Raw genomic sequence first — 21,193 nt, 5'->3', positions numbered from 1 at the left:
CGAGTCTTCTCTATTGTCTCCGCTCCCAGACTGGCTCATCGGAACCAGCCTGAAGATGTACATGTCTCACGCCCAGACGACAGATTGGGCCATCACTGTCAACGAGCTCACCCACGCGCATTCGATGTTTACCTCAGGAACAGCCGAGCTCGTTGTCCTTCCTCAATTCCCGTCGATTCCAGCCTGCCTCGACCTCACCGGTCCCCTGCAGGTCGGCGCCCAGAATCTCTCAGCCGAAGACGCCGGCGCGTGGACAGGAGAGGTCTCCGGAGCCGTACTCGCTGAACTGGGCTGCCGCTACGTCGAAGTCGGCCATGCCGAACGTCGCCGCCATTTCCACGAGACCGAAGCAGTCATCCGTGCAAAGACCGCCGCGGCAATGCGGCACGGCCTGATCCCGATTCTGTGCGTGGGCGAGGAAGCCGAAGGTTCCCCAGAAGCAGCCGCTGCCGAAGTTGTCACCCAGATCCACTCAGCGCTGTCCGCCCTCACCGACGGCCTGCCGACTCGAGGTGCCGTCGTCATCGCCTACGAGCCGATGTGGGCGATCGGTGCACCCCAACCCGCCGACCCTGCTCACATCACCGCAGTATGCAAGGCCGTCCGCTCCAGCAACCAACTTCCCGCCCTCGACTTCCGCCTCATCTATGGCGGCAGCGCAGGACCTGGGCTCCTCACAGAACTCGGCTTCGCCGTCGACGGCCTCTTCCTCGGCCGCTTCGCCCACGACCCCCATTCACTGTCGAAGATCCTCGACGAACTCGCCGATGTCATTATGCTGAAATCATGAATGCACAGCCTTCAATTCCCCGCGCAGACATCGAACGCCGTGGACTCCGCGATCTTGTCTACGAGCACATCCTCGAAATCCTTCTCACCGGTGAGATTTCGCCAGGCGAAAGAATGTCTATCGACGGATTGGCCAGGCAGCTCAATGTCTCCCCGACGCCGGTGCGAGAAGCACTCGTCGACCTCGAACGCACCGGTCTCGTTGTCCGCGAAGCCTTGCGCGGCTACCGCGTTTCGCCTCCTTTGGATCGAGGACAGTTGCAGGAGCTCTTCGTTGCCCGCGAGACAGTGGAGACCGCCGCAACGAAACTGGCGACACCGGCCGATGACGAGCTGCTGCGCTCACTCGAAGCGGCTCACGCCGCGCACGAAAAGGCCGGCGACAAAGTTCGCGAGACCGCAAAGTACGCCACCGAATCCTCTGACAGTCCCGAAGAGGTGCGGCGGGTCCAGGTGAGCGCCGCGCAGGAATACTTCGCCCGTGACCGAGACTTTCACGACAGGATTCTCGAACATTGCGGCAACCGCTACCTGGTCAAGATGTCGCAGGACCTCGGCGCTCAAGTGCACCGTCTCCGGCAGGCACTGCCGCACGGCATCACGGATGTCGGCGAAGCTCTGTCCGAACACCGGGCGATCGTCGAGGCTTTCGCGTCGCCGGACCCCACTGCACCGGAAGCGGCTATGCGCCACCACGTCAGAATGGTCGCTCACCGAGCACTCGTAGAAGACCCTCCTCCCCCACCCGACAACCACGAGGACCCATGAATCCAACCGAGCACACGATCGCCTGCTGCATGCACGGCTTCCCCCCTGCTGACCGCAGTGGACAGTCGCTGACGGCAGCCGACCCCGCGTCCTGGGCCACAATCTTCTCTGCTCTGGCCAGCCTGGAGTTCACGGCGCTCGAGATCGCCGACAGCCATATCCGTCCGGCCGACCTCACCCCCGAACGACGCGACGTTCTCAAGCGTCTTGCTGCTTCGGCGGGAGTCGAACTCACCTCCGTCCATGTCCAACGCCAGTCGATCATCGACCCCGACCACGGAGCGGCGAACCTCGACTACGCGCACCGAACAATCGATGCCGCAGCTGAACTCGGGTGTCAGATCTTCTCCACGGGACTTCACCAGCCCTTCTCCTCGGCTCAGCGCAAGGCTTTGTGGTTCTGGACAGCGAAGGGCTGGGAAGACCCTACCGACCCTGACGTCCGGGCACTCGCGGTACGCCGACTGCGGGAGCTGGGCAAGCATGCCGCCGAGGTGGGGCTGCCGATGTCGTTGGAGATGTACGAAGACACCTATCTTGGAACAGCCGAATCTGCGGTTCGCCTCATCGAGGAGATCGGGCTCGACAATGTCGGTCTCAACCCCGACATCGGAAACCTCATCCGCCTGCACCGTCCCATCGACGACTGGCGAGAGATGCACGAGCTCGCTCTGCCCCACGCGAACTACTGGCACATGAAGAACTATCAACGCGATGAAGCTGCCGACGCCTCGTGGTTCACGTCCCACCCGACCACACTTCAAAACGGAATCATCGACTACCGAGCAATGGTCGCCCGTGCTGTGGAGCTCGGCTTCGACGGCCCATTTCTCATGGAACAGTACGGAGGCGACAGCCTCGGAGTCTGTGCGGAGAACAGAACGTACCTCAAAGGACTCCTCGCTCAGGCTCAACCGACGAAAGATATGGCATCCTCATGACGTCCACTGCTTCTGGTTCAAACTCCCTGCTCTCAATGGGCGCCCCCTTTCCCTCAAACCGTACGGCTGTCCTCACCGGCGTCGGCAGCACCAACGGGATCGGCAGGCACACCGCTCACCGCCTCGCACAGTCCGGTTGGAACCTCGGACTCATCGCGCGTCGCGACGATCAAGCTGGTGACTTAGCCGAAGAGATAGCGAAATCGTATGGCGTCGCTGCGCTCGGCATAGGCGCCGACGTAACTGCGTCCGATGAGGTCGCTGAGGCGGCCGCCGCCTTCGAGTCAGACCTGCCCCAAATCGTCGCTCTGGCGAACTTTGCCGGAGTCTCGTCGTCTGTGACCTACTTCGAGATCACCGACGAAGAGTGGACCCGGGTGATCACGAACAATCTCACGTCGACCCACTTGGTCACGCAGGCATTCGGACGCATTATGGCGAAGAACGGATTGGGCCGGATCGTCGGACTGTCTTCGGTCACTGCTCAAAAGGGCGGCGGAACATTCTCCAAGACCGCTTATGCCGCAGCCAAGGCGGGGATCGTCGGACTCATGCGCGGAGTCGCCCTCGAACTCGGTCCTCACGGGGTGACGGCGAATTCCGTGTCTCCTGGGCCGGTCGACACCGACATCATGGGCGGACCACTCGATGACGAACGCCGTGCAGCGATGGGAGCGGCAACCGCGCTCGGCCGCATTTCGGTGCCAGAAGACGTCTCAGCCACTGTTGAGTTCCTGTTCAGCGAAGGAGCCGGACACATCACAGGACAGACCTTGAGTATCAACGGCGGCCTCTACTTCCACTGAACACTTCAACCCCGTCGAAATCCCAACTCCGCGTAGTCGAGTACACCAGCGAATCGATCCAATGGAGGATCCATGTCCGTCAGCGCAGAACACATCACTTTTCTTGGCCTGGGTGCCATCGGCCTGCCCATGGCCCTTCGGATGCAACGAGCCGGATTCAACGTTACTGGGGTCGATCCGTTTCCCGACCCCAGGGCTCACGCCAGCGCAGAGGGTCTGGCGACGGAAGAGAGTCCGCTGTCGGCAGAGACCGCGGCGACGGTGATCGTCATGGTCGCCGACGGCGCTCAGCTTGCGCAGGCTCTCGACGGTGACATGCAGACGGGAGCTCCTCCGCTTCTCACTCTCATGTCACCTGGATCCGTCCTCATCATCATGAGCACAGTCGGACCTGATGCAGTCCGTCTTGCCTCCACACGAGCCGAGGAATTCGGCATCGTCGTACTCGACGTGCCTGTCACAGGCGGCATCGCTGGCGTCCTGAACGGAACCCTGAGACTGCTCGCTTCCGGCGCCAGGCACGTTCTCGAATCGCGTCGGAACGTTCTCGAGTCACTCGGGACGGTCATCGAGTGCGGTGAGCGGATCGGCGACGGCCAGTCCTTCAAAGCGGTGAATCAGCTGCTGTGCGCTGTGCACATCGTGGCTGCGGCGGAGGCCCTGACTTTGGCCGACAGGCTCGGACTTGACCAGAAGGCCGTGCTCGAGGCGATGACGTCCGGAGCCGCCGACTCTTGGATGCTCGGTGATCGGGGTCCTCGCATGCTCGAAGGTCTCGATACTCGAGTGGCGAGCGCTGTGGGCATCTTCGTCAAGGACACCGCCCTCGTCACCGAAGTTGCCGACGCCCTCGACATCGACCTGGCCGTCCTTCCTGTGGCGGCGCAGAAATTCGCCGAAGCGGCGAAACTCGGTCATCTCCGCCGCGACGACTCCCAAGTGATCCGAACCTACGATTCCTGACCTTTCGAGCCCAGTTCAACGACCGAGCCACTCATAGGGAGTCTTGTCGATGAAGGCGCCCACGGCATTATGGAAATCTTGCGAACCATAGATCCACTCGACGATGTCCTCGTCATCGACAGCCCCACCCGAGTCCGAGATCCGGCGCACAACTTCCTTGACCGACCACATCGTCAGCGGCGCGTGGCCTTTGAGCGTACTCGCCCACTCTGCCGCTGCCTCTGCGATGTCGTCAGTCACAAGTCCGACGAAACCGGCACTCAGTGCTTCATCGGCTTCGATGAACCTGGCACGCAACAGCATATCGACCACGCGGGCACGGCCGAGCAGCTCGGTAAGCAGCCTCAACGTGTCCGCAGACAGACAGTTACCGAGTGTTCTGGCGATCGGCACTCCGAAGCGTGCCCTAGATGACGCGAGTCGCACGTCCGCGCAGGCTGCGATTCCCAGTCCCCCACCGACACAATATCCGTCGATCGCCGCGATCACCGGCACATTCACACCTCGCAAACGAGAGAGTACCTCGGAAATGCGCTTTTCATAGGCCACGCCCGCGGCACCGTCGAACTCGGCGAACTGGGCAATATCCGTTCCGGCGACGAAAGCCTTCCCGCCTGCTCCGCGTAAGAGCATGACGCGAACTGAATCGTCCTTATCGGCCTTCGCACACGCCTCGGCAAGCCCCATATACATGTCCCACGTCATCGCATTGCGGGCCTCTGGCCGGTTGAATGTGACAGTGAGGACTCCGTCGTCGACGTCGACGAGTAGGTCTCCGGATGCCTCGCCGCTGTCTGCTGTATTGCCCATCATCATGCCCTTCCCTGTGTGCGCCTCATTGTGATCTCAAATCAGCGAGTTCGGCCTCCGAGAACCCGAGGTCTTCGAGCAGCGCATTGTCCGCGCCGAGAGATGGACCGGCCGACCCACGCCTTACAGGTGTTCGAGAGAATCGCATGGGTGAGCCGATCTGTCGCACCGTACCGGCGACCGGATGTTCGGAGTCCCAGAAGAAGTCACGACTTGCCAGATGATTGTCAGTGAAGACCTGCGAATAATCACTGATCGGAGCGCATGGCACACCTACCTCGTTGAGTACCTGGATAATCTCGTCTGTGGTCATGTTCGAAGTCTTCTCTTCGATGAGTGCGATGAGGGCCTCTCGATGAGCCAGCCGGTCGTAGGATTCTTTGAATCTCTCATCGTCGAGCAGCTCCTCGAGTCCGAACCCCCGACAGAAACTCACCCAATTCCGTGGAGTATTCGCTCCGATTGTGACAAATCCGTCCGATGAGTGGACCGCCTGATAGGGAGCCTGGTTCTGGTGCGCGGAGCCGTTCGGACGGCCAACCTTCCCTTCGACAAAGTAGGCCGCCGCTTCCCACACTGCATAGGAAACCCCGCTTTCGAAGAGAGAGACGTCGATGTACTGCCCCTGCCCTGATCGATTTCTTTCGATGAGCGCCGATGTGAGTGCCAAGGCCACGTACATCGCAGATGTGAGATCGCAGATGGGCACCCCTACCTTTGCTGGGGGCGCGTCGGGCTGGCCGGTGATGCTCATAAGCCCGCTTCGAGCCTGGGCCATGATGTCAAGACCCGCCAGCTTCGCCAGCGGACCGTCCTGGCCCCACCCGGAGGCTGAAGCGTAGATGATGCCGGGGTTACGTTCTCGAACGTCCTCATAGTCGACGCCGAGACGCTGCATCACGCCGGGTCGCATGTTCTCCACGATGACATCGGCTGTCTCGGCCAACCGCATGAAGGCTTCTTGACCAACCTCTGACTTGAGATCGAGTGTGATCGATTCCTTGTTGCGGTTGATGAGCATGTAGGGGGCGCTCTCCCCATTGACGAAGGGCCCCGTGCTCCGTGTCTGATCTCCGCCGATCGGGTTCTCGATCTTGATCACACGTGCGCCGAGGTCGGCCAGCTGCATCGTCGCAAACGGTCCGGCCATGAACACTCCCAGTTCAAGAACTGTCACCCCGGCAAGCGGCCCCGCTCCGTCGGTCGGCCCGGATTCGGTCTCATTCATGCGTTCCTCCTCAGATTTTCATCGATCCTGTAGGAATCACGCCACCACTGCGTGGGCAACCCATTGATTTAAGGGTGTGATCCGCGTTACAGTCTTCACACTACTGTATACAAAAGAGGATCTATTCGGAAGTGGCATCTTTCATCCCATCCCAACCCAGCTTGGCAACCTTGGCCAGGCAAGCACTCGAACGGACAATCCTCGCCGGGAACTACCTGCCGGGAGAGCGACTCGTTGAGGAACGCCTCTGCGAAGAGCTCGGCATCTCACGGCCCCCGCTCCGCGAGGCGCTCAAGGAATTGGCACATTCAGGACTCGTAGAACACGTTCCCCGCAAGGGCGTACGGATTATGTCAATCACTCAACACGATGTCTTCGAGATCGCCACTCTCCGTCGTGATCTCGAGAGAATGGCAATGAAGCTGACCCACCCCGAGCTCGCCCCAGATCGGGTCGAAAGGTGCCGCGAGACGCTTCGGGAGATGGAAAGGATCGCCGAAACCGGCGACGAAGGCGATATGGTCTCGGCCGGGTTCGAGTTTCACTATGCAGTCGTCGGCCTCGCAGGGCACGCCAGAATCGAATCGACTTATCGGGCAATGGCGATGCAGCTGCAGATGTGCATGGCACTGAACAACCAGGCCCGCCGAGAGATCGAAGATCTCGACGGCAATGTAGCCCGGCACGCTCGCATGCTCGAAGTCATCCTGCAACGAGATCCGGATGAGATCGAACGAGAATTCGACGACCACGGAAACCTGTCATTCCTCATCGATACCGTCGATCAACTCGACGGAGCAACACCGGAATCCGACCGGTGGCTCGAGGAGGTGCGCGCCTCGCTGTCCGCGACGACTTGAGTCCTGTCATCGACCCCACCTGAGAGCACCACCACGCAACGCACAATCGGGCACCACAGAAAATTCTGTCAAAGGAGATGGAAATGCATTCGAAGAATCTGCTCACCACCGCGGCCGTGACCGGAACACTTGCCTTGGGTCTCAGCGCCTGCGGCCAAGCATCGGGGAACGCGTCTGGAGGGGAATTCGAACCGAAGGGCAATGTCACGATGATCGTGCCGTTCGCGGCCGGAGGTGGAAGCGACATCGCAGGCCGAGCCACCGCCTCGGGGCTGGAGGAGGCTACGGGCAAAACCATTACGGTGCAGAACATCGACGGCGGCTCGGGCGCCGTGGGATATTCGGAGTTCCTCGGCCGTTCCGGTGACCCGAACTACTTACTCGCCACGGAGACAGCGATGCTCGCCCTTCCTGCGGTTCAGGATGTTGAGTTTACCCATGAGAGCTTCACACCGATCATGAAGCTCGGCGATGACTTCACCCTCATCGTCACGAAGGCAGACTCCAAGCTCGACACCTGCTCCGACCTCACAGACAAGGGAAAGAAGGGGCGGACCGTCGTCGCGATCTCCGGCGCAACGGGACTCGACAACATTACGTTCACTCTGATGGAAAAGGCTACCAAGGCGAAGTTCGACCGCGTACCGTTCGAGTCCGGTGCGGAAGCCATCACCGCCGCGCTCGGCGGCCAGGTCGAAGCGATCTCGGTCAATCCCGGTGAAGTCTCCGGCCAGCTCGAGTCGGGTGATCTCAAGCCGCTGTGTGCTGCGGCTGACAAGCGTTACGAATACCCCGAGCTCAAAGACATTCCAACGGCAAAGGAGCAAGGTATCGATGTTGCCTTCGCGCAGTTCCGCGGTGTCATCGCTCCGGGAGACATTCCCGAGGAAGCGAAAGAGTACTGGATCAAGAAGGCTAAAGAGTTTGAGAAGTCCGACGCGTACAAGACTTACATCGAAGACAACATGATGCAGCCAAACGCTGCCTACGGCGACGACTTCGCGACTTACCTTTCTGAGAACGACAAAGAGCTGCGAGCAGCAATCGGAGAATGACAATGATCTCAGCACAGCCACGAATCGTTCTCGTCCCTGGAGACCTCTCCGGTGTGGGGCCTGAGCTCACTGCCCGGCTTCTCGCCGACCCCGCCAACCGCGACCGTGCGCACCTACTCGTCACATCGACAGAGGCCGAATTGGACTCTTTCGCGCGCACGGCGGGAACAACGATTCCCGACCCCGACAGCATAGAGTTCCTCGGCACTTCCTACCAGGGACCGGTCATTCCCGTCGGCGAGGTCAGCATTGCCGCCGGACAACGCGCTCTTGCCGACCTCTCCACCGCACTCGACCTGTGTGCCGGCGGTGAAGCGGATGGGGTGCTCTTCCTACCGCTGAACAAAGGGGCGATGGGGCAAGCCGGAATGACCGAGGAAGACGAATTGCGCTGGTTTGCCAAGCGGCTCGCGTTTACCGGTTTCACCTCTGAGCTCAATTTCATCGAATCGCTTGTCACGGCGCGAGTCACCTCTCACGTTCCGGTCGCAGAGATTGCCGACGGCATCAGTGCCGGCAAAGTGCTCGAGACGATCGAACTGCTCGATCGCGTCGTATCTCAGACTCGCACGTCGAAACCGCGACTGGCAGTATGCGCACTCAATCCACACGCCGGAGAAGGCGGAAAGTTCGGCAGAGAGGAGATCGACGATATTGCCCCAGCTATTGAGTTGGCTCGTTCTCGCGGAATAGATGTCGAGGGGCCTTTTCCGTGCGACACGCTCTTCGCCCGGGCGGTCGGCGGTGACTACGACGGTGTGGTGACGATGTACCACGACCAAGGGCAGATCGCGATGAAACTACTCGGCTTCGACCAAGGCGTCACAGTCCATGGTGGGATACCGATTCCAATCGCCACTCCTGCTCACGGCACAGCCCACAACATCGTCGGCACAGGCAGAACAGAAATCGGTCCGAGCTCACACGCTTTCGATCTGGTAGTCCGCATGGCCGAGAACAGCCGGATCACCTCAGGTACCGATGAGCTCAGCAGCGCAGAGGTGATTGTCCGATGAGTTCGACTACTGAAGTTTTGAAGGACCCGCCGCGGAACAGGCCCGATGTCGCCGATGTCGTCGGAACGTCGATTCTCGGCATTGTCGGAGCCGGAGCCGCCGTCGTGGGTTTTGGCTACGGCCTCACAGCCGAGGGTGGCCAAGTCGGTCCGGGGATGTTGCCGTTTCTCACCGGCGCGTTCATCTTTCTCGCATCAACGGCCGAGATCTTCCGCCTCTTCTTTGCCCGGGTGGGAACTTCCGGCGGTCGAATCATGTCGGCGGTCGAGGACATTGAAGCTCAGGCTGCCGAATCAATTGATGCCGTCGCCGACTCTCGATCTGAGCTGGGCAATGGTGACGACCTCGATACCTTTGGTCGAACGGAGAAACAGCGCAATCGCGCCCCCTTCTACATATTCATCACGTTCGGAGTCGCCCTCGCGCTCATCCCTATCGCCGGCCTCATCATCTCTCTGGCTGCCGCGATCCTATTTCTCCTCCTCGTCGTCGAGAAACAGAAATGGTGGACCTCTGCTGCCACAACGATCGGCGCAGCTGTCTTCGTCTACATCGTCTTCGGGCTCGTACTGTCGGTTCCACTGCCGACAGGCATGCTCGGACTGATCTGAGGAATTTCCATGATCGACAATCTCATGCTCGGGCTGGAAACCGCAGTCAGCCCCGAAAACCTCCTGTGGTGCTTCGTCGGAGTTCTCCTCGGCACCGTCATCGGACTGCTCCCTGGACTCGGCTCGACAACTGGTGTGGCGATTCTCTTGCCAGTGACGCTGGCATTCGAACCGGTCACCGCTCTCATCATGTTGGCCGGTATCTACTACGGCTCACAGTACGGATCCTCAATCAGTTCGATTCTCATCTCCACCCCGGGCGACTCATCGAGTGTCGTTCTCACCCTCGATGGGTATCAGATGGCGCGAAAAGGGAGAGCGGGTGCCGCACTCGCAATCTCCGCCTTGGCGTCGTTCTTCGCTGCGATAGTCTCCCTCATCGGACTCATCGCTCTGGCACAGCCGATCGCGAAATTCGCACTCAACTTCGGACCGGCGGAGAACCTGGCGATCATCCTGCTGGGAATGGCGACAATCGTATCTTTTGCCGGGGAGAACATACTGCGCGGCATCACCATGGCCGCTGCCGGATTGCTCGTATCAATGGTCGGCGTGGCTTCCGGCTTCTCCACAGCGCGGTTTACCTTCGGCAGTGTAAACCTCCTATCCGGCCTTGATTTCGTTGCGGTGATGATCGGAATCTTCGCGGTCGGTGAAGTTCTTCATCAAATCCGCCGAGGCGGCGAAAAGCCCATTCGTGCACGTTTCAAAGATCTGCTGGTCACCAAAGAAGAGCTCGCCCGCTCCGCTCCTGCAACAGCACGCGGGACGGCTCTCGGCTTCTCCGTCGGGGTCCTACCTGGAGCCGGTGCCACCTTGGCGACGTTCCTGGCCTACGGAGTAGAGAAGCAGGTGAGCCGGTTCCGACATCTCATCGGAAAGGGCGCGCCCGAAGCGGTCGCATCTCCAGAAGCAGCAAATAACTCTGCTGCCAACGCGAGCTTCATTCCTACCTTGGCTCTCGGCATTCCCGGAAGCGGGACGACTGCGGTCCTCCTCGGCGCTTTCGTCATCTTCGGGCTCCAGCCTGGACCGCTGCTCTTCGAACAGGAACCTGACCTGGTTTGGGGTCTGCTTGTCAGCTTCTTCTTCGGCAACCTGATTCTGCTCGTGCTCAATCTCCCGATGGCTCCGGTCTTCGCTCAGATTCTGCGCATACCATACGTCTTCCTCTACCCGATCGTACTGATGATGAGCTTCGTCGGTGCGTTCGCCTTGGGAAACAACACATTCACACTGTGGGTCGTCTTCTTCGCTGGACTGCTCGGGTACTTCATGAAGCGGTTCGATTTCCCAGCTGCTCCATTCGTCCTCGGTCTGGTCCTCGGCCCTCTGCTCGAAAAGTACCTGGTCCAGACCTCAGCGATGGGAGACGGCAATCTCCTCATCATGTTCCAGCGGCCGCTATCGCTCGTCCTTACAGTTGCGGCTCTTATCGCTTTGACATATCCGCTGGTCGGCGCCGTTATGCGCAATCTCAAGACACGAAAGGCCGGCGCATCGAGTAAAGAGAAGGTCACGCACTAGTCACATCTCTTCTCCAATGACTGTGGGATCGTAGCCTGAGGCGACGATCCCACAGTCTTTCCGCCCTACATTCAGGCGTGAGTCCCATTGCGTTTCATCGTCAGCGACCCAACCGCCACATCGATGACGACGAACCCAATGAGGCTGATGCCCATCAACGGCAGGAACACACCGACCACGATCGCGGCGACGACGACCGCAGCCACTCCCCACCACGGAGCCCCGTTCAGCACACCGCGTGCGGGTGCGCGCCCGAACCCCTTCGCCGGATTCCGCTTCGGCCGACGCTGCCACCACATGACATAGCCCCAGACCACCATCGACGCGATGCCGATGGCGAGCGCGAAGAGCACGATCTGGTTGGCCAATCCGAAGAGTGTGCCCATGTGCAGGTCGACGCCCCAGCGGGCGAGCTTCGCGGCCACACCGTAGTCGGAGAAGTCGACCCGGTCGGTGGCCTCCATCGTCTCGGGGTCGAAGGCGACCGCGCCGACCTGGGTGGGCCAACTGCGCTGGATCTCCTGCACCACCCACGCGGATCCTTCGTCCTCGGGCGGCAGGATCTCGACGGCTCCGGAATCGATGCCGACTCCGCGCGCCATCGACAGCATCATGTCGAAATCGGCCTGATCGGTCTCGGACCCTCCTGAGGCACCGGTTCCCGGGTGGCCTTCGTGACCAGCGTGACCCTCGTGTCCGGACCCGCCGTCAGCATGCGCGGCGGCGGCGCTGCCGAGTTCCGTCGACACCGCCGGGGTCTCCCAGCTCAGCGCCGCACGCAGCTTCGTCACGTTCTCCCCGCCGAACTGCGACCACGTGATCCCGGTGGCCGAGAGGAAGAGCATCCCGATCGCCGCCCAGACACCGACCGAAGCATGCCAGGAGAAGGTGCGGCGCAGCCCCTTGTGCTTCCGGCTAGGTCGTAGCATCGCGGCGGGCTTCTTCGTTTTGCGAGCGCGGAGGATCCAGAGCACGAGACCCGCGGCGGCGACGATTCCCAGCCATGAGGCGGCGAGTTCGCTGTAGATCCGTCCGACGTCGCCGAGGTGGAGGCTGCGGTGCATCTGATCGATCCACGTCCGCAGCGGCAGGGCACTCGAGGTGCCGTAGACGGTGAGGTCACCGACCACCTCGGCGGTGGCGGGATCGACGAAGATCGCCCGGGATTCGCTCTCGCCGAGGCTGGGATCGGAATACATCACTCGCGTGGTATCGCCCGGCTCGGGGGCCGGCCGCACGGCGGACAGCGTCGAATCGCTGCCTGCGATCACGGTGTTCGCGGCGTCGATCTGATCGGCCAGTGGCAGCGGATCGTCGGTGGCGGGGACGCTGAGCTGGTCGGCATAGACCACCTTTTCGAGCGTCGGGCTGATCGCATAGGCCGCCCCGGTGAGCGCGGCGATGAGGATGAACGGGCCGATGAGGATGCCCGCGTAGAAGTGGAGACGGCGCAGAAGCGGACCGAGCCACGGAATAGGACGGTCGGGGCGGTCGGGGTGGTTACGTTGGCTGGTCGGTTCCGGGCCCGAGCTTTCGGGCACGGTTGATGAAGGGGTGGTCATGATGATGCTTTCTCTCAGTTGCGCTGAACCGGATCCGGTCGGCTTGATGCCCTCGACGAGCAGACACTGTCGACGGGCAGCTGAGGTCGGCAGTCGTCGCACGCTACCCGCAGTCGCGGTCCACGACCAGATACGGTCAGCAGTGATCGCACCGACTCACGAGAGCCGATGCGCGGATGTGATGAGTGTCAGAAAGCAGGCTGCGGTGGCCCTCGCCGCAACACCGGGGATCGGCACACACCGAGGCTGCGAGGCAGTTCGGGCTCGAAGCCGATCAGTGACCGAGGCTTCTCGATCTGCGCCCGCAAGACGACGAGGCGCGGGATGACCGCTCGGATGATGAGGCGGGCGAACTCGCCGAGCATGATCGGCAGTCGCTCGGCCCAATAGATCATCGCGATGGTCACGATCCCGGCAACGCAGTGGGCCAGCAGCATCGCGGGAGACGAGTGCGAATGCATCTCGGCTGCTGCACCCACAGAACCATCCATGGCAGGCATGACTGCGGAATCATGAGCCATCTGCACCCCGCCGCTGGGCGACGCATGCATCGCCGCTTGGTGGACTCCATGCGCCGGCGAGTGGTGTGAGTGCGAGCCGATGAGCGTGGCGAGACCGTTGTCGGAGCGCGCCATCGTGTTCGACGATGCAGAACCGTGCGGAGTGAAGAGGGAGAAAAGAAGGTGGAAGAGCGTCTGGCTGATTCCGACGGAAACTGTCAGCCGCGGCAGCGACATTTGGCGCCCGGCCAAGAGAACGCAGACGAGGGTCGACAGCGCCAGCGGCACGACGACACCCATCGCAGTCGGAAACGATCCACCGCCGAGGATGTGCGACGTCAGCGCGACAAAGGTCGCGAATGCTGCGGCGAGGGTGCCGCGCAGAGCGCGCCGGTGCCTGACTCTCATCATCACGGGTCTATTTTCACACAGGTGGAATCACCCCAGAGTGATCGTGAGAGATCGGGTCTTGCGGCACGCACTGAACCATAGGTACCGTACCAATATGACTACAACCCCGCAGACGTCATCGCCCACCAACGCACGGACCCTTCTACTCCCGTACACGCTCGGTCTCATCATCGCCATGGCCATCGTGCAGATCGTCGTCGCTACCACCGGCGGCGAGGTCACGATCCTCGCCGGTGGACTCACAGCACTCGTCGCCATCGGAATCGCGGTGTGGCTGTGGCGGAACCTGACCGCGCTCAAACGTGTCCGCTTCGGCGTGGTCATCGCCCATGCCATTGCCTTCGTCACCGTCACCACCTCCTTCAATCTGCACGCGATCCTCCGGGTGATGTTCCTCGGCTTCGAAGTCGACGGCGCCGGAGACGCGGCCCGCACCCTGCTCGAGAGCTCGTGGTTCGGAGCCACCCTCGTGATGAGCGCCCTGTGGGGGCTTGGACTGCTGGTCCACCTCCTCGGCTCAGTCCTCGGCCGCGGCTGGGAGGACTGAGGATGGCGACAGACTCTCCCTGCATCACAACCGGGGAGACGGGCGGCTCGGCCGCGCTCTCCCCTGAAGAGCGCGAATGGCTTGATCACCGCGTGGACTCGTGGGTCGAGACCTACAAGAAGTCGATGCTCACCCCGGTCACGCTTTCCCTGGTCGCAAAGCATCAGCCGGCCGAGATCTCGACCATTGCCGAGGCGGTCACCGCCGCCACCGGCTGGCAGATCACCGAACGCGGCCTCTACCGCACGATCAAGCGTCTGCAGGATTCGGGGTTCTTGCAGAGCACAGCGGTCGATGCCCCGCGCACCGGGGCGAAGCGCAAGATGCTCTCGCTTACCCCGCTGGGAGCGAGTTTTCTGTCGGGAGTCCAGGGCCACCTCGTCGAGGTGTCGGAGGAGGAATGACAGCACCGGGAGCCCAGACCGGCAGCAAAGCAACGCGACGGGGTGGCCCCCGAAGGAGCCGCCCCATCAGAATTCTCAGACGAAGAAATTGATGAGCAGTCGAATCGATAGGGCACATACCGAGACAACACCGATGATGCCGAACACGTTTTGCCACCACTTGTTGCGCAGGCGCCCCATCAGCACCTTGTCATTGGCCATGAAGACGATCAGGATCGCGAGTATCGGCGCCACCAAAACTGTCAGAGCCTGAGCCAGGATGATGAGTTGGACCGGAGACCCCTGGAACAGCAGAGTGACCATCAGCCCGAACGCAAGAACACATCCGCTGGTCACTCGAGCAGTCACCGTGCCCGCCGACGCTCCCCGACCGAAGGCGTCCGAGAGCATCGTTCCGCCTGCGATCGCGTTCGGAATCATTGACGAGAGAGCGGAGCCGCAGAAGCCGAGAGCGAAAATGAACCCGCCGACCGGTCCGGCCAAAGGCTCGAACACCTTAGCCAGTCCGGCGAAGGAATCGAGTGGAGTTCCGGTCTGGCCGAGTACGGCGGCAGCAACGACAATAACGAGGATGGTCATGATGCCCGGAGCCACAATTCCGGGAATCGTATCGACCAGCGAGACGGTCCTGTACTCCCCAGCAGTCCGCTTTCTCTCTTTCGTCGCATACGAAGCGTAGAAAGCAGCATTGATCGAGAAGTTTGTGCCGACCAGCGCAATCACCAGGATCCACGCTCCACTGGGCACAGACGGAATGAGAGACGAGGCAGCTTGAGTCCAATCTGCGCCCGAAACGAACGCGCTGACCACGAAGCAGATGGCCATGACAGCGATCATCACGACAAGTATCTTCTCGACTACGGCGTAGGTGCTTTTGATGAACAGGATGGACGCCACGAACAAGGTGCAGATAAGCGACCACATCACTGGCGCCGTACCTGGCACCAACAGGGACAATCCGAGTCCAGCGCCGGCGGCGTTGCCGACGGAAAAGCAGAGGGTGATGAGGAAAACGCCGATCCCAGCGACCATCCCTGCCGCGGCACCCAGCCTCTTCTTGATCGAAGAGATCAGGGATACAGGGGACTGGATTCCGAGCCGCACGCTCATGTCGGTCAAGAAGATCATGAGAATCGTTGACACCACGATCACCCAGATCAGGGTGTATTGATACGCACTTCCCGCTTGGACGGCCGAGGCCAGATTGCCGGGCCCGAACTGCCAGGCACCAGCAACGAAAGCCGGTCCGATGAGCGCCAGGGTCCGCCAGAACCGGCGCGGATAGCCGGCTGCGGCAGAGGGTTCAGTGGCCATGGGCTGGACAGTGCCCTTCTGGATGGTTTGCTCAATCATTGTTCGCTCCTCCTTTGGAGCAGGACTTCATTGTCTCAATTGTCACGTCAGCGCGATGGCGCACTCATCACTTCGCCGAATGGATTGCGGTTCTCCCGGTCAAGAACCGCCGGGCCCGGAGGTCACGCCCAGCCGCTTGAGGATCGGCTTTTGTCAATCAAGCCCTATCCACTCGGAGCACTGGAAACGTGACCTCCGTTCGAAAGAGCCTCAGGCAGGAACAGCGACCTGCCCGAATCCAGCCGAAGCAAACGCTGCGGCAATCTCCTTGTCAGCTCCGCTCTGGAGCGGCAACAGCGGCTCGCGGACTGTCGCGTGGTCGAGAATGCCTCTAGCCACGAGACCCCATTTGAGGGCCACAGTCCCTTCCATATGCGAGCCACGGTGGTAGACGTTTTTCGTCACCGGCAGCAGCTTCTCGTGAATGGCATGGGCCCGATCGTAGTCATGCGCCTTACCCGCATCGATGAGTTCGACGAGTAGCTCGGGGGCGATATTGCCGTACCCAACGAGCAGGCCGTCGACATCGAACATCGTCGGAAGCAGGTACTCGTCGTGGCAGGAGAGAACTTGGAGCTCGGGATAGGCAGCACGCAGCGCGGGAATCTCGGTGTACCAGCGGCGCATGTTGCGCACTCCGTTCTTCGTCGCGAAGACCCCCTCCTGACCGGCGATATCGAGCTGGGTATCCAGGTCGTATGTGGCCTTTGTATTGTCGGGGTATTGGAAGAGGATCATCGGCAGACCGCTTTCCTCATAGATCGCACGGTAGCGGGTCTGGGGCGCGCCCTGCTGGTATCCGAAGCGAAGCCATCCATGCGAGGGGTAGACGAGCCCGGCACTGGCACCTGCATCTACTGCGCGCTTCGCCTCTTCGGCCGCAACAGCATTCCCCTCTTGAGTGATGCCCGCAATGATCGGAATCTCTCCATTCACGGAATCCCGGAAAGCTGAGATGACGTCGGACTGCTCTTTCTGGGTGAGGAACGTTCCCTCACCGGCATGCCCGAGCACAACGAGGCTTTTGACTCCTTCAATGGAGCCGAGCCATCCGCCGAGGCGTTTGATTGCCGCAAAATCGATCTCACCATCCACAGTGAACGGTGTGACGGGGGCAGGGCTCAGTCCGCGCAGATCCAGTGACATTTCATCCTCCTTGATTGATGTTGCAAACGTTCGCGGGAACGTTTGCAGGAACGATTTCAAGTATGCTGTGATGGCGAAAAGAATGTCAAGCATTCATTTTGAATCGCTTTGGTCACGGCATCGGATCAGGCGATTCGGATACCTTGGATCGGAGCCCACATGAGCGCACGAGACTCTTCGGTCGTGACCCTGCGCGACGTGGCGGAACGCGCCGGAGTGAGCGTATCGACCGTGAGCCGAGCACTGGACGAGAGGATGCCGACGTCGAAGTCGGCGTCGGCAGCTCGGATCCGCGAGATCGCGCAGCAGATCGGCTACCGTCGTAATGTCTTCGCTTCGAGCCTGCGCCGCGGGGAGACCGCGATGCTCGGTGTCGTGGTTCCGAGACTGACCGATGCGGTGATGGCACTGATGTTCGAAGCTATCGAAAGGGCCTCCCGCAAGCGGGGCCACTATGCAGTCGTCGCCACCAGCGGCGATGACCCTGATGACGAACGGCTCGCCGTCGAACGATTGCTCGACCGCAATGTCGACGGGCTCATCCTCGCTAACGCACGGATCGATGACTCTCTTCCAGCGATGTTGAGGTCCCAGAAGGTGCGACACTCACTCGTCCTGCGCACTGATGGGGTGAGCCCGAGCTCGTTAGGCGATGATTTCCAAGGCGGGTACTTCGCGGTCCGCCATCTTCTCGACCTTGGACACAGAAGCATCGCCATTGTCACCGGTCCGGACTTCACCTCGAGTGCGAATGACCGAGTTGCTGGAGCTCGTGCCGCTGCGGCGGAAGCCCGGGTAGAGATCAGGGACGACAATGTCATTTTCGCTGGGTATGGCGTAGACGCTGGAATAGACAGCGGCAAGAGACTTCTCGAATCAGATACTCCCCCGACAGCGATTTTCGCTGCGAACGACAACCTCGCCATCGGAATTTCCACAGTTGCTGCACATGCTGGCAAGACACTCGGACATGACCTGTCCATCGTCGGCTACAACGACATACCCCTGGCTGAAAAGCTTCCGGTTCCGCTGACAACAGTGAGAGTCCCGTTTGATCAGATCGCCGAGACTGGGGTCGGGCTTCTCTTTGACGAGCAAGGAATGGCACCCGTGCATAAGGCACTGCCCGTCCTCATTCCGCGCAGATCAACAGCACCACCAGTGGATTGATCTTGTCTGAGTCCGTGACTCAGACTCCGTGCCTTATGAGCTGCGATCCCGGCGATAGACGACGTGCCACCCGTCATCGACCGGGTTGTCGGGCGGGATGGGGCCCTCGGCGATCCGTTCATATCCGGCAGCCTCGAGAGCCCTCCACGATGCCGGATTCCCCGCGATCACGGGCACGATGATCGCCGAGGCGGACGGGCAGTCAGCGAAGCAGAGTTCAGTGAACTCCCGGATCATCCGTGTGCCGATGCCCTTGCCGGTCGCGGCGACCTCTCCGATGAAGTAGTCGATCGTCAGCGCATCTCGCGGGGCGTCGGACAGAGCGATGAGTTCCCGCTGCTCGTCCGCATAATCCCAGATCGCACTGCGTTGGATGAACCCGACCGGCACCCCGGCGTCCTCGACGATGAAGTCGAATGATGGTTCGGTGCCGTCGATGCTTCCGCCGAAGTCTCGTTCGATCGCCTCCGGAGTCGTCTCGTGATTCCAAAAGCGGGCGACGTGGGGCGAGCCGAGCCACCGCGCGAGCAACGGAAAGTCAGCCCGGGTCGTCCGCCGGAATTCCACGTGTCCCCTTGCTCGGCTTCACACGTCGCCGTGCTGCCTCACATCTCTTCGTGTGTCAGCGGGTCACGGTCCTTCATCCGACCGCGCTCGAGTCCGGAGATCGCAGCCACCTCGGCGGGGGTGAGCTCGAAGCCGAAGACGTCGGCATTGGACCGCTGACGTTCCGGGTTCGCCGACTTCGGGATCGGGATGCTCCCGATCTCGATATGCCAGCGCAGGACTACCTGGGCCGGGGTCACTCCATGGGCGGCGGCCGCCTCGGCGATGGGGGCTTCATCGAACAGTCCCTGGTCACGGTAGAGCGGGGACCAGCTCTCGGTCTGCACACCGATGGAGCGGTGGAAGGCGATGAGCTTCTCCTGCGGGAAATACGGGTGGAGCTCGACCTGGTTGACGGCCGGGGTGACCCCGGTCTTCTCAACGAGCTCGGTGAGCATCTCCTCGGTGAAGTTCGAGACGCCGATGGACTTCACGAGCCCGCGCGTGCGCAGTTCGATCAGGCCCTCCCACGTTTCGACGTACTTGCCGACGCTGGGATTGGGCCAGTGGATGAGGTGGAGATCGAGGTAGTCGAGGCCGAGCCGGGCCAGCGACTCCTCGGTGCTCGCAATCGCCTCGTCGAAGCCGTGGTGGCGGCCGGGGATCTTGCTCGTGACGAACAAGTCCTCGCGAGCGACGGAGCAGTCGGCGATGGCCTGCCCGACCTCCCGTTCGTTCTCGTAATTCACCGCGGTGTCGAGCAGGCGGTAGCCGACATCGTCGACTGCACCCACGATGGCGTCGACCCCCTCGTCGCCCTTCATCGCGTAGATGCCGAGGCCGAGCTGCGGGATCGGGCGCCCGTCGTTGAGGTCGAAGGTGGGGATCGGTGAGTTCTGTGCGGGGGTGTTCGCTGGGGTGGTCATGTATTCACCCTATGACCGCCGAGGTGGCGCTGGCCAGGGCATTCGCCTTGAGTTTGAGCAGGGGGTCGTGGTTGAACTCTTCCTGTGAGGTCCTCCGAGGAGGTGCTGACGCGGGATTCTCACAATGAGTCTTGGGCTAACGTGGTCACGTGGAGACGAACGTGCGAGCTGCGGAGCAGGGATTCCTTCGCCGTATTCGCAGGCTTTCGCGGTGGCAGGTGGCCTTTCTCCTGCCGAGCGCCGGATTGGTGGTCGCCATGCTTCTCCATGCCACCCACTGGCTGACGTCGGCGATGGTCGAGCACTCCGGAGCCACCTCGGCGCTGTTCATGCTCTCTTTGGCATTCGCCGCTCTGAGCGTCGCGATGTTGCTCGGTGTGCTGCTCGCGTTCGTGGCGACTCGGCTGGTCGGACTTTACCAGTCGCCTTTCGCCGAACCTCGTCGAGATCGATGGCCGCTGCGGCTCATCGCGGTCGGAGTCTTCGTGCTGCCTTCGATGATGTTCGCCCAGCATCTGCAGTGGTATTCGGCATCGAAGTCAGGCGGGTCCGGAATCTGCCCCGATACCGTCGGCGGCGATGAGGTGTTCGGTTTCTCCGTCACCGCCGGATACCTGCCGCCGAGCCTGACCTGCAGCGGGGACTCCGTCACCGGTCAGGAGTTCTCGGTGACGCAGTACGGGTTCCTTGCAGGAGTGGTCATCGCCGTTGCGGGACTGGTCCTGCTCATTATTGTGAGGATGCGGCGCACACGGGTCGAAGCTGACCAGCAGCGTCTGCGGACCGCTCGAGACTGATCGCCGAGCGGGAACATTGAGCGCTCATTCCTGAGCGTCAAGGGCCTTGATCAACCGCGCCGCGGCGGTGCTGCGGTACGAATCGATGATCAGTTCGCGCAGCTCTTCGTCGTCGAGATCGTCGAGTGCGAGACCGACCCAACCGGAGGGGCCGAGGTACATGGGAACGAACGAGTCCGGTCGTTCGAGCACCACCTCGGCGTCCATGTGGTCGAGCAGGACGAGCAGTGCCTGCGGGTGCTGCACCATCTCCCCGGACACAAGCTTCTCGGTGCCGCCGTAGTGGGCGAAGATCTTCTTCGTGAAGAAGGCCGGTCTGCCGTGCGAGATCTTCTCGGCCGCTTCGGGCAGGCTGAGCGCGATCGCGCGGACCCGTTCGAGCATCGGGTCGTCGTCATCGAACATCTGCGGATGCGCCATGAGTCAACGGTACGCCCCGGCAGGTGAGGATAGGACT

Annotated in this window: 23 protein-coding genes; 14 read left to right on the top strand and 9 right to left on the bottom strand. The window is 61.4% G+C overall.

The features are described 5' to 3' along the window. Nucleotides 1-13 precede the first annotated feature (13 nt). The 5 genes from SB749_RS06240 to SB749_RS06220 all read left to right on the top strand — a co-directional run bounded on the left by SB749_RS06240 (nucleotide 14) and on the right by SB749_RS06220 (nucleotide 4,267). Nucleotides 14-790, top strand: coding sequence for a triose-phosphate isomerase family protein (locus tag SB749_RS06240; RefSeq protein WP_410709563.1), 777 nt, complete (start codon nucleotides 14-16; stop codon nucleotides 788-790). Continuing rightward, nucleotides 787-1,557, top strand: a complete 771-nt coding sequence (locus SB749_RS06235) for a GntR family transcriptional regulator (protein WP_410709562.1) — start codon at nucleotides 787-789, stop codon at nucleotides 1,555-1,557. The genes SB749_RS06240 and SB749_RS06235 overlap by 4 nt, the downstream gene beginning before the upstream one ends. Further along, the gene (locus tag SB749_RS06230; RefSeq protein ID WP_410709561.1) at nucleotides 1,554-2,498 is read left to right on the top strand and encodes a sugar phosphate isomerase/epimerase family protein; all 945 of its coding nucleotides are present in this window, start codon (nucleotides 1,554-1,556) and stop codon (nucleotides 2,496-2,498) included. The genes SB749_RS06235 and SB749_RS06230 overlap by 4 nt, the downstream gene beginning before the upstream one ends. Before the next feature lie 35 nt (nucleotides 2,499-2,533). Next, a complete protein-coding gene (locus SB749_RS06225; RefSeq protein ID WP_410709560.1) occupies nucleotides 2,534-3,304 on the top strand; it encodes an SDR family NAD(P)-dependent oxidoreductase in 771 nt (256 codons plus the stop codon). 72 nt (nucleotides 3,305-3,376) lie between these two features. After that, entirely contained in the window at nucleotides 3,377-4,267 is an 891-nt protein-coding gene (locus SB749_RS06220) for an NAD(P)-dependent oxidoreductase (RefSeq protein ID WP_410709559.1), read from the top strand. 15 nt (nucleotides 4,268-4,282) lie between these two features. On the opposite strand, the gene SB749_RS06215 is transcribed toward SB749_RS06220, so the two are convergent. Both SB749_RS06215 and SB749_RS06210 read right to left on the bottom strand, forming a co-directional pair. Next, nucleotides 4,283-5,077 carry an enoyl-CoA hydratase gene (locus tag SB749_RS06215; RefSeq protein WP_410709558.1) on the bottom strand — a complete coding sequence of 265 codons (795 nt, stop codon included), beginning with the start codon at nucleotides 5,075-5,077 and terminating at the stop codon, nucleotides 4,283-4,285. 25 nt (nucleotides 5,078-5,102) lie between these two features. Beyond that, nucleotides 5,103-6,305: a CaiB/BaiF CoA transferase family protein gene (locus tag SB749_RS06210; RefSeq protein WP_410709557.1), complete on the bottom strand. Its 1,203-nt coding sequence runs from the start codon at nucleotides 6,303-6,305 to the stop codon at nucleotides 5,103-5,105. Between the two features lie 131 nt (nucleotides 6,306-6,436). Here SB749_RS06210 and SB749_RS06205 point away from each other — a divergent pair, with 131 nt between their 5' ends. The 5 genes from SB749_RS06205 to SB749_RS06185 all read left to right on the top strand — a co-directional run bounded on the left by SB749_RS06205 (nucleotide 6,437) and on the right by SB749_RS06185 (nucleotide 11,374). After that, nucleotides 6,437-7,165, top strand: coding sequence for a GntR family transcriptional regulator (locus tag SB749_RS06205; RefSeq protein WP_410709556.1), 729 nt, complete (start codon nucleotides 6,437-6,439; stop codon nucleotides 7,163-7,165). Nucleotides 7,166-7,248: 83 nt separating this feature from the next. Beyond that, a complete protein-coding gene (locus SB749_RS06200) occupies nucleotides 7,249-8,220 on the top strand; it encodes a tripartite tricarboxylate transporter substrate binding protein (protein ID WP_410709555.1) in 972 nt (323 codons plus the stop codon). A 140-nt stretch (nucleotides 8,221-8,360) separates the two neighbouring features. After that, nucleotides 8,361-9,236 carry a 4-hydroxythreonine-4-phosphate dehydrogenase PdxA gene (locus SB749_RS06195; protein WP_410709554.1) on the top strand — a complete coding sequence of 292 codons (876 nt, stop codon included), beginning with the start codon at nucleotides 8,361-8,363 and terminating at the stop codon, nucleotides 9,234-9,236. Further along, nucleotides 9,233-9,847 (top strand): tripartite tricarboxylate transporter TctB family protein, encoded by a 615-nt coding sequence (locus SB749_RS06190; RefSeq protein WP_410709553.1) that lies wholly within the window; start codon nucleotides 9,233-9,235, stop codon nucleotides 9,845-9,847. The genes SB749_RS06195 and SB749_RS06190 overlap by 4 nt, the downstream gene beginning before the upstream one ends. Nucleotides 9,848-9,856: 9 nt before the next feature. After that, on the top strand, nucleotides 9,857-11,374 hold the full coding sequence (locus tag SB749_RS06185) for a tripartite tricarboxylate transporter permease (protein ID WP_410709552.1): 1,518 nt from the start codon (nucleotides 9,857-9,859) through the stop codon (nucleotides 11,372-11,374). A 71-nt stretch (nucleotides 11,375-11,445) separates the two neighbouring features. Here SB749_RS06185 and SB749_RS06180 read toward each other — a convergent pair whose 3' ends face one another. Both SB749_RS06180 and SB749_RS06175 read right to left on the bottom strand, forming a co-directional pair. Further along, on the bottom strand, nucleotides 11,446-12,936 hold the full coding sequence (locus SB749_RS06180) for a PepSY-associated TM helix domain-containing protein (RefSeq protein ID WP_410709551.1): 1,491 nt from the start codon (nucleotides 12,934-12,936) through the stop codon (nucleotides 11,446-11,448). A gap of 188 nt (nucleotides 12,937-13,124) precedes the next feature. Next, entirely contained in the window at nucleotides 13,125-13,844 is a 720-nt protein-coding gene (locus tag SB749_RS06175; RefSeq protein WP_410709550.1) for a hypothetical protein, read from the bottom strand. 97 nt (nucleotides 13,845-13,941) lie between these two features. Here SB749_RS06175 and SB749_RS06170 point away from each other — a divergent pair, with 97 nt between their 5' ends. Both SB749_RS06170 and SB749_RS06165 read left to right on the top strand, forming a co-directional pair. Next, nucleotides 13,942-14,394: a hypothetical protein gene (locus SB749_RS06170; RefSeq protein ID WP_410709549.1), complete on the top strand. Its 453-nt coding sequence runs from the start codon at nucleotides 13,942-13,944 to the stop codon at nucleotides 14,392-14,394. 2 nt (nucleotides 14,395-14,396) lie between these two features. Then, nucleotides 14,397-14,798, top strand: a complete 402-nt coding sequence (locus tag SB749_RS06165) for a helix-turn-helix transcriptional regulator (protein WP_410709548.1) — start codon at nucleotides 14,397-14,399, stop codon at nucleotides 14,796-14,798. Between the two features lie 75 nt (nucleotides 14,799-14,873). Here the strand turns inward: SB749_RS06165 and SB749_RS06160 are convergent, their stop codons facing one another. Both SB749_RS06160 and SB749_RS06155 read right to left on the bottom strand, forming a co-directional pair. Then, the gene (locus SB749_RS06160; RefSeq protein ID WP_410709547.1) at nucleotides 14,874-16,151 is read right to left on the bottom strand and encodes an Nramp family divalent metal transporter; all 1,278 of its coding nucleotides are present in this window, start codon (nucleotides 16,149-16,151) and stop codon (nucleotides 14,874-14,876) included. Between the two features lie 210 nt (nucleotides 16,152-16,361). Next, nucleotides 16,362-17,297 (bottom strand): dihydrodipicolinate synthase family protein, encoded by a 936-nt coding sequence (locus SB749_RS06155; RefSeq protein ID WP_410709932.1) that lies wholly within the window; start codon nucleotides 17,295-17,297, stop codon nucleotides 16,362-16,364. Nucleotides 17,298-17,456: 159 nt separating this feature from the next. Here SB749_RS06155 and SB749_RS06150 point away from each other — a divergent pair, with 159 nt between their 5' ends. Then, entirely contained in the window at nucleotides 17,457-18,467 is a 1,011-nt protein-coding gene (locus SB749_RS06150) for a LacI family DNA-binding transcriptional regulator (protein WP_259358207.1), read from the top strand. Between the two features lie 33 nt (nucleotides 18,468-18,500). On the opposite strand, the gene SB749_RS06145 is transcribed toward SB749_RS06150, so the two are convergent. Both SB749_RS06145 and SB749_RS06140 read right to left on the bottom strand, forming a co-directional pair. Further along, nucleotides 18,501-19,034, bottom strand: coding sequence for a GNAT family N-acetyltransferase (locus SB749_RS06145; protein ID WP_410709546.1), 534 nt, complete (start codon nucleotides 19,032-19,034; stop codon nucleotides 18,501-18,503). 38 nt (nucleotides 19,035-19,072) lie between these two features. After that, a complete protein-coding gene (locus SB749_RS06140) occupies nucleotides 19,073-19,939 on the bottom strand; it encodes an aldo/keto reductase (RefSeq protein ID WP_410709545.1) in 867 nt (288 codons plus the stop codon). A 149-nt stretch (nucleotides 19,940-20,088) separates the two neighbouring features. On the opposite strand from SB749_RS06140, the gene SB749_RS06135 reads away from it, so the two are divergent. After that, nucleotides 20,089-20,736 carry a hypothetical protein gene (locus SB749_RS06135; protein ID WP_410709544.1) on the top strand — a complete coding sequence of 216 codons (648 nt, stop codon included), beginning with the start codon at nucleotides 20,089-20,091 and terminating at the stop codon, nucleotides 20,734-20,736. Between the two features lie 24 nt (nucleotides 20,737-20,760). On the opposite strand, the gene SB749_RS06130 is transcribed toward SB749_RS06135, so the two are convergent. Next, nucleotides 20,761-21,156, bottom strand: a complete 396-nt coding sequence (locus SB749_RS06130; protein WP_410709543.1) for an MmcQ/YjbR family DNA-binding protein — start codon at nucleotides 21,154-21,156, stop codon at nucleotides 20,761-20,763. Nucleotides 21,157-21,193: the final 37 nt, after the last annotated feature.

Source organism: Brevibacterium sp. SIMBA_078 (genome assembly GCF_046534565.1).
Taxonomy (GTDB): domain Bacteria; phylum Actinomycetota; class Actinomycetes; order Actinomycetales; family Brevibacteriaceae; genus Brevibacterium.
This window is presented reverse-complemented; position numbering and strand designations above follow the sequence as displayed.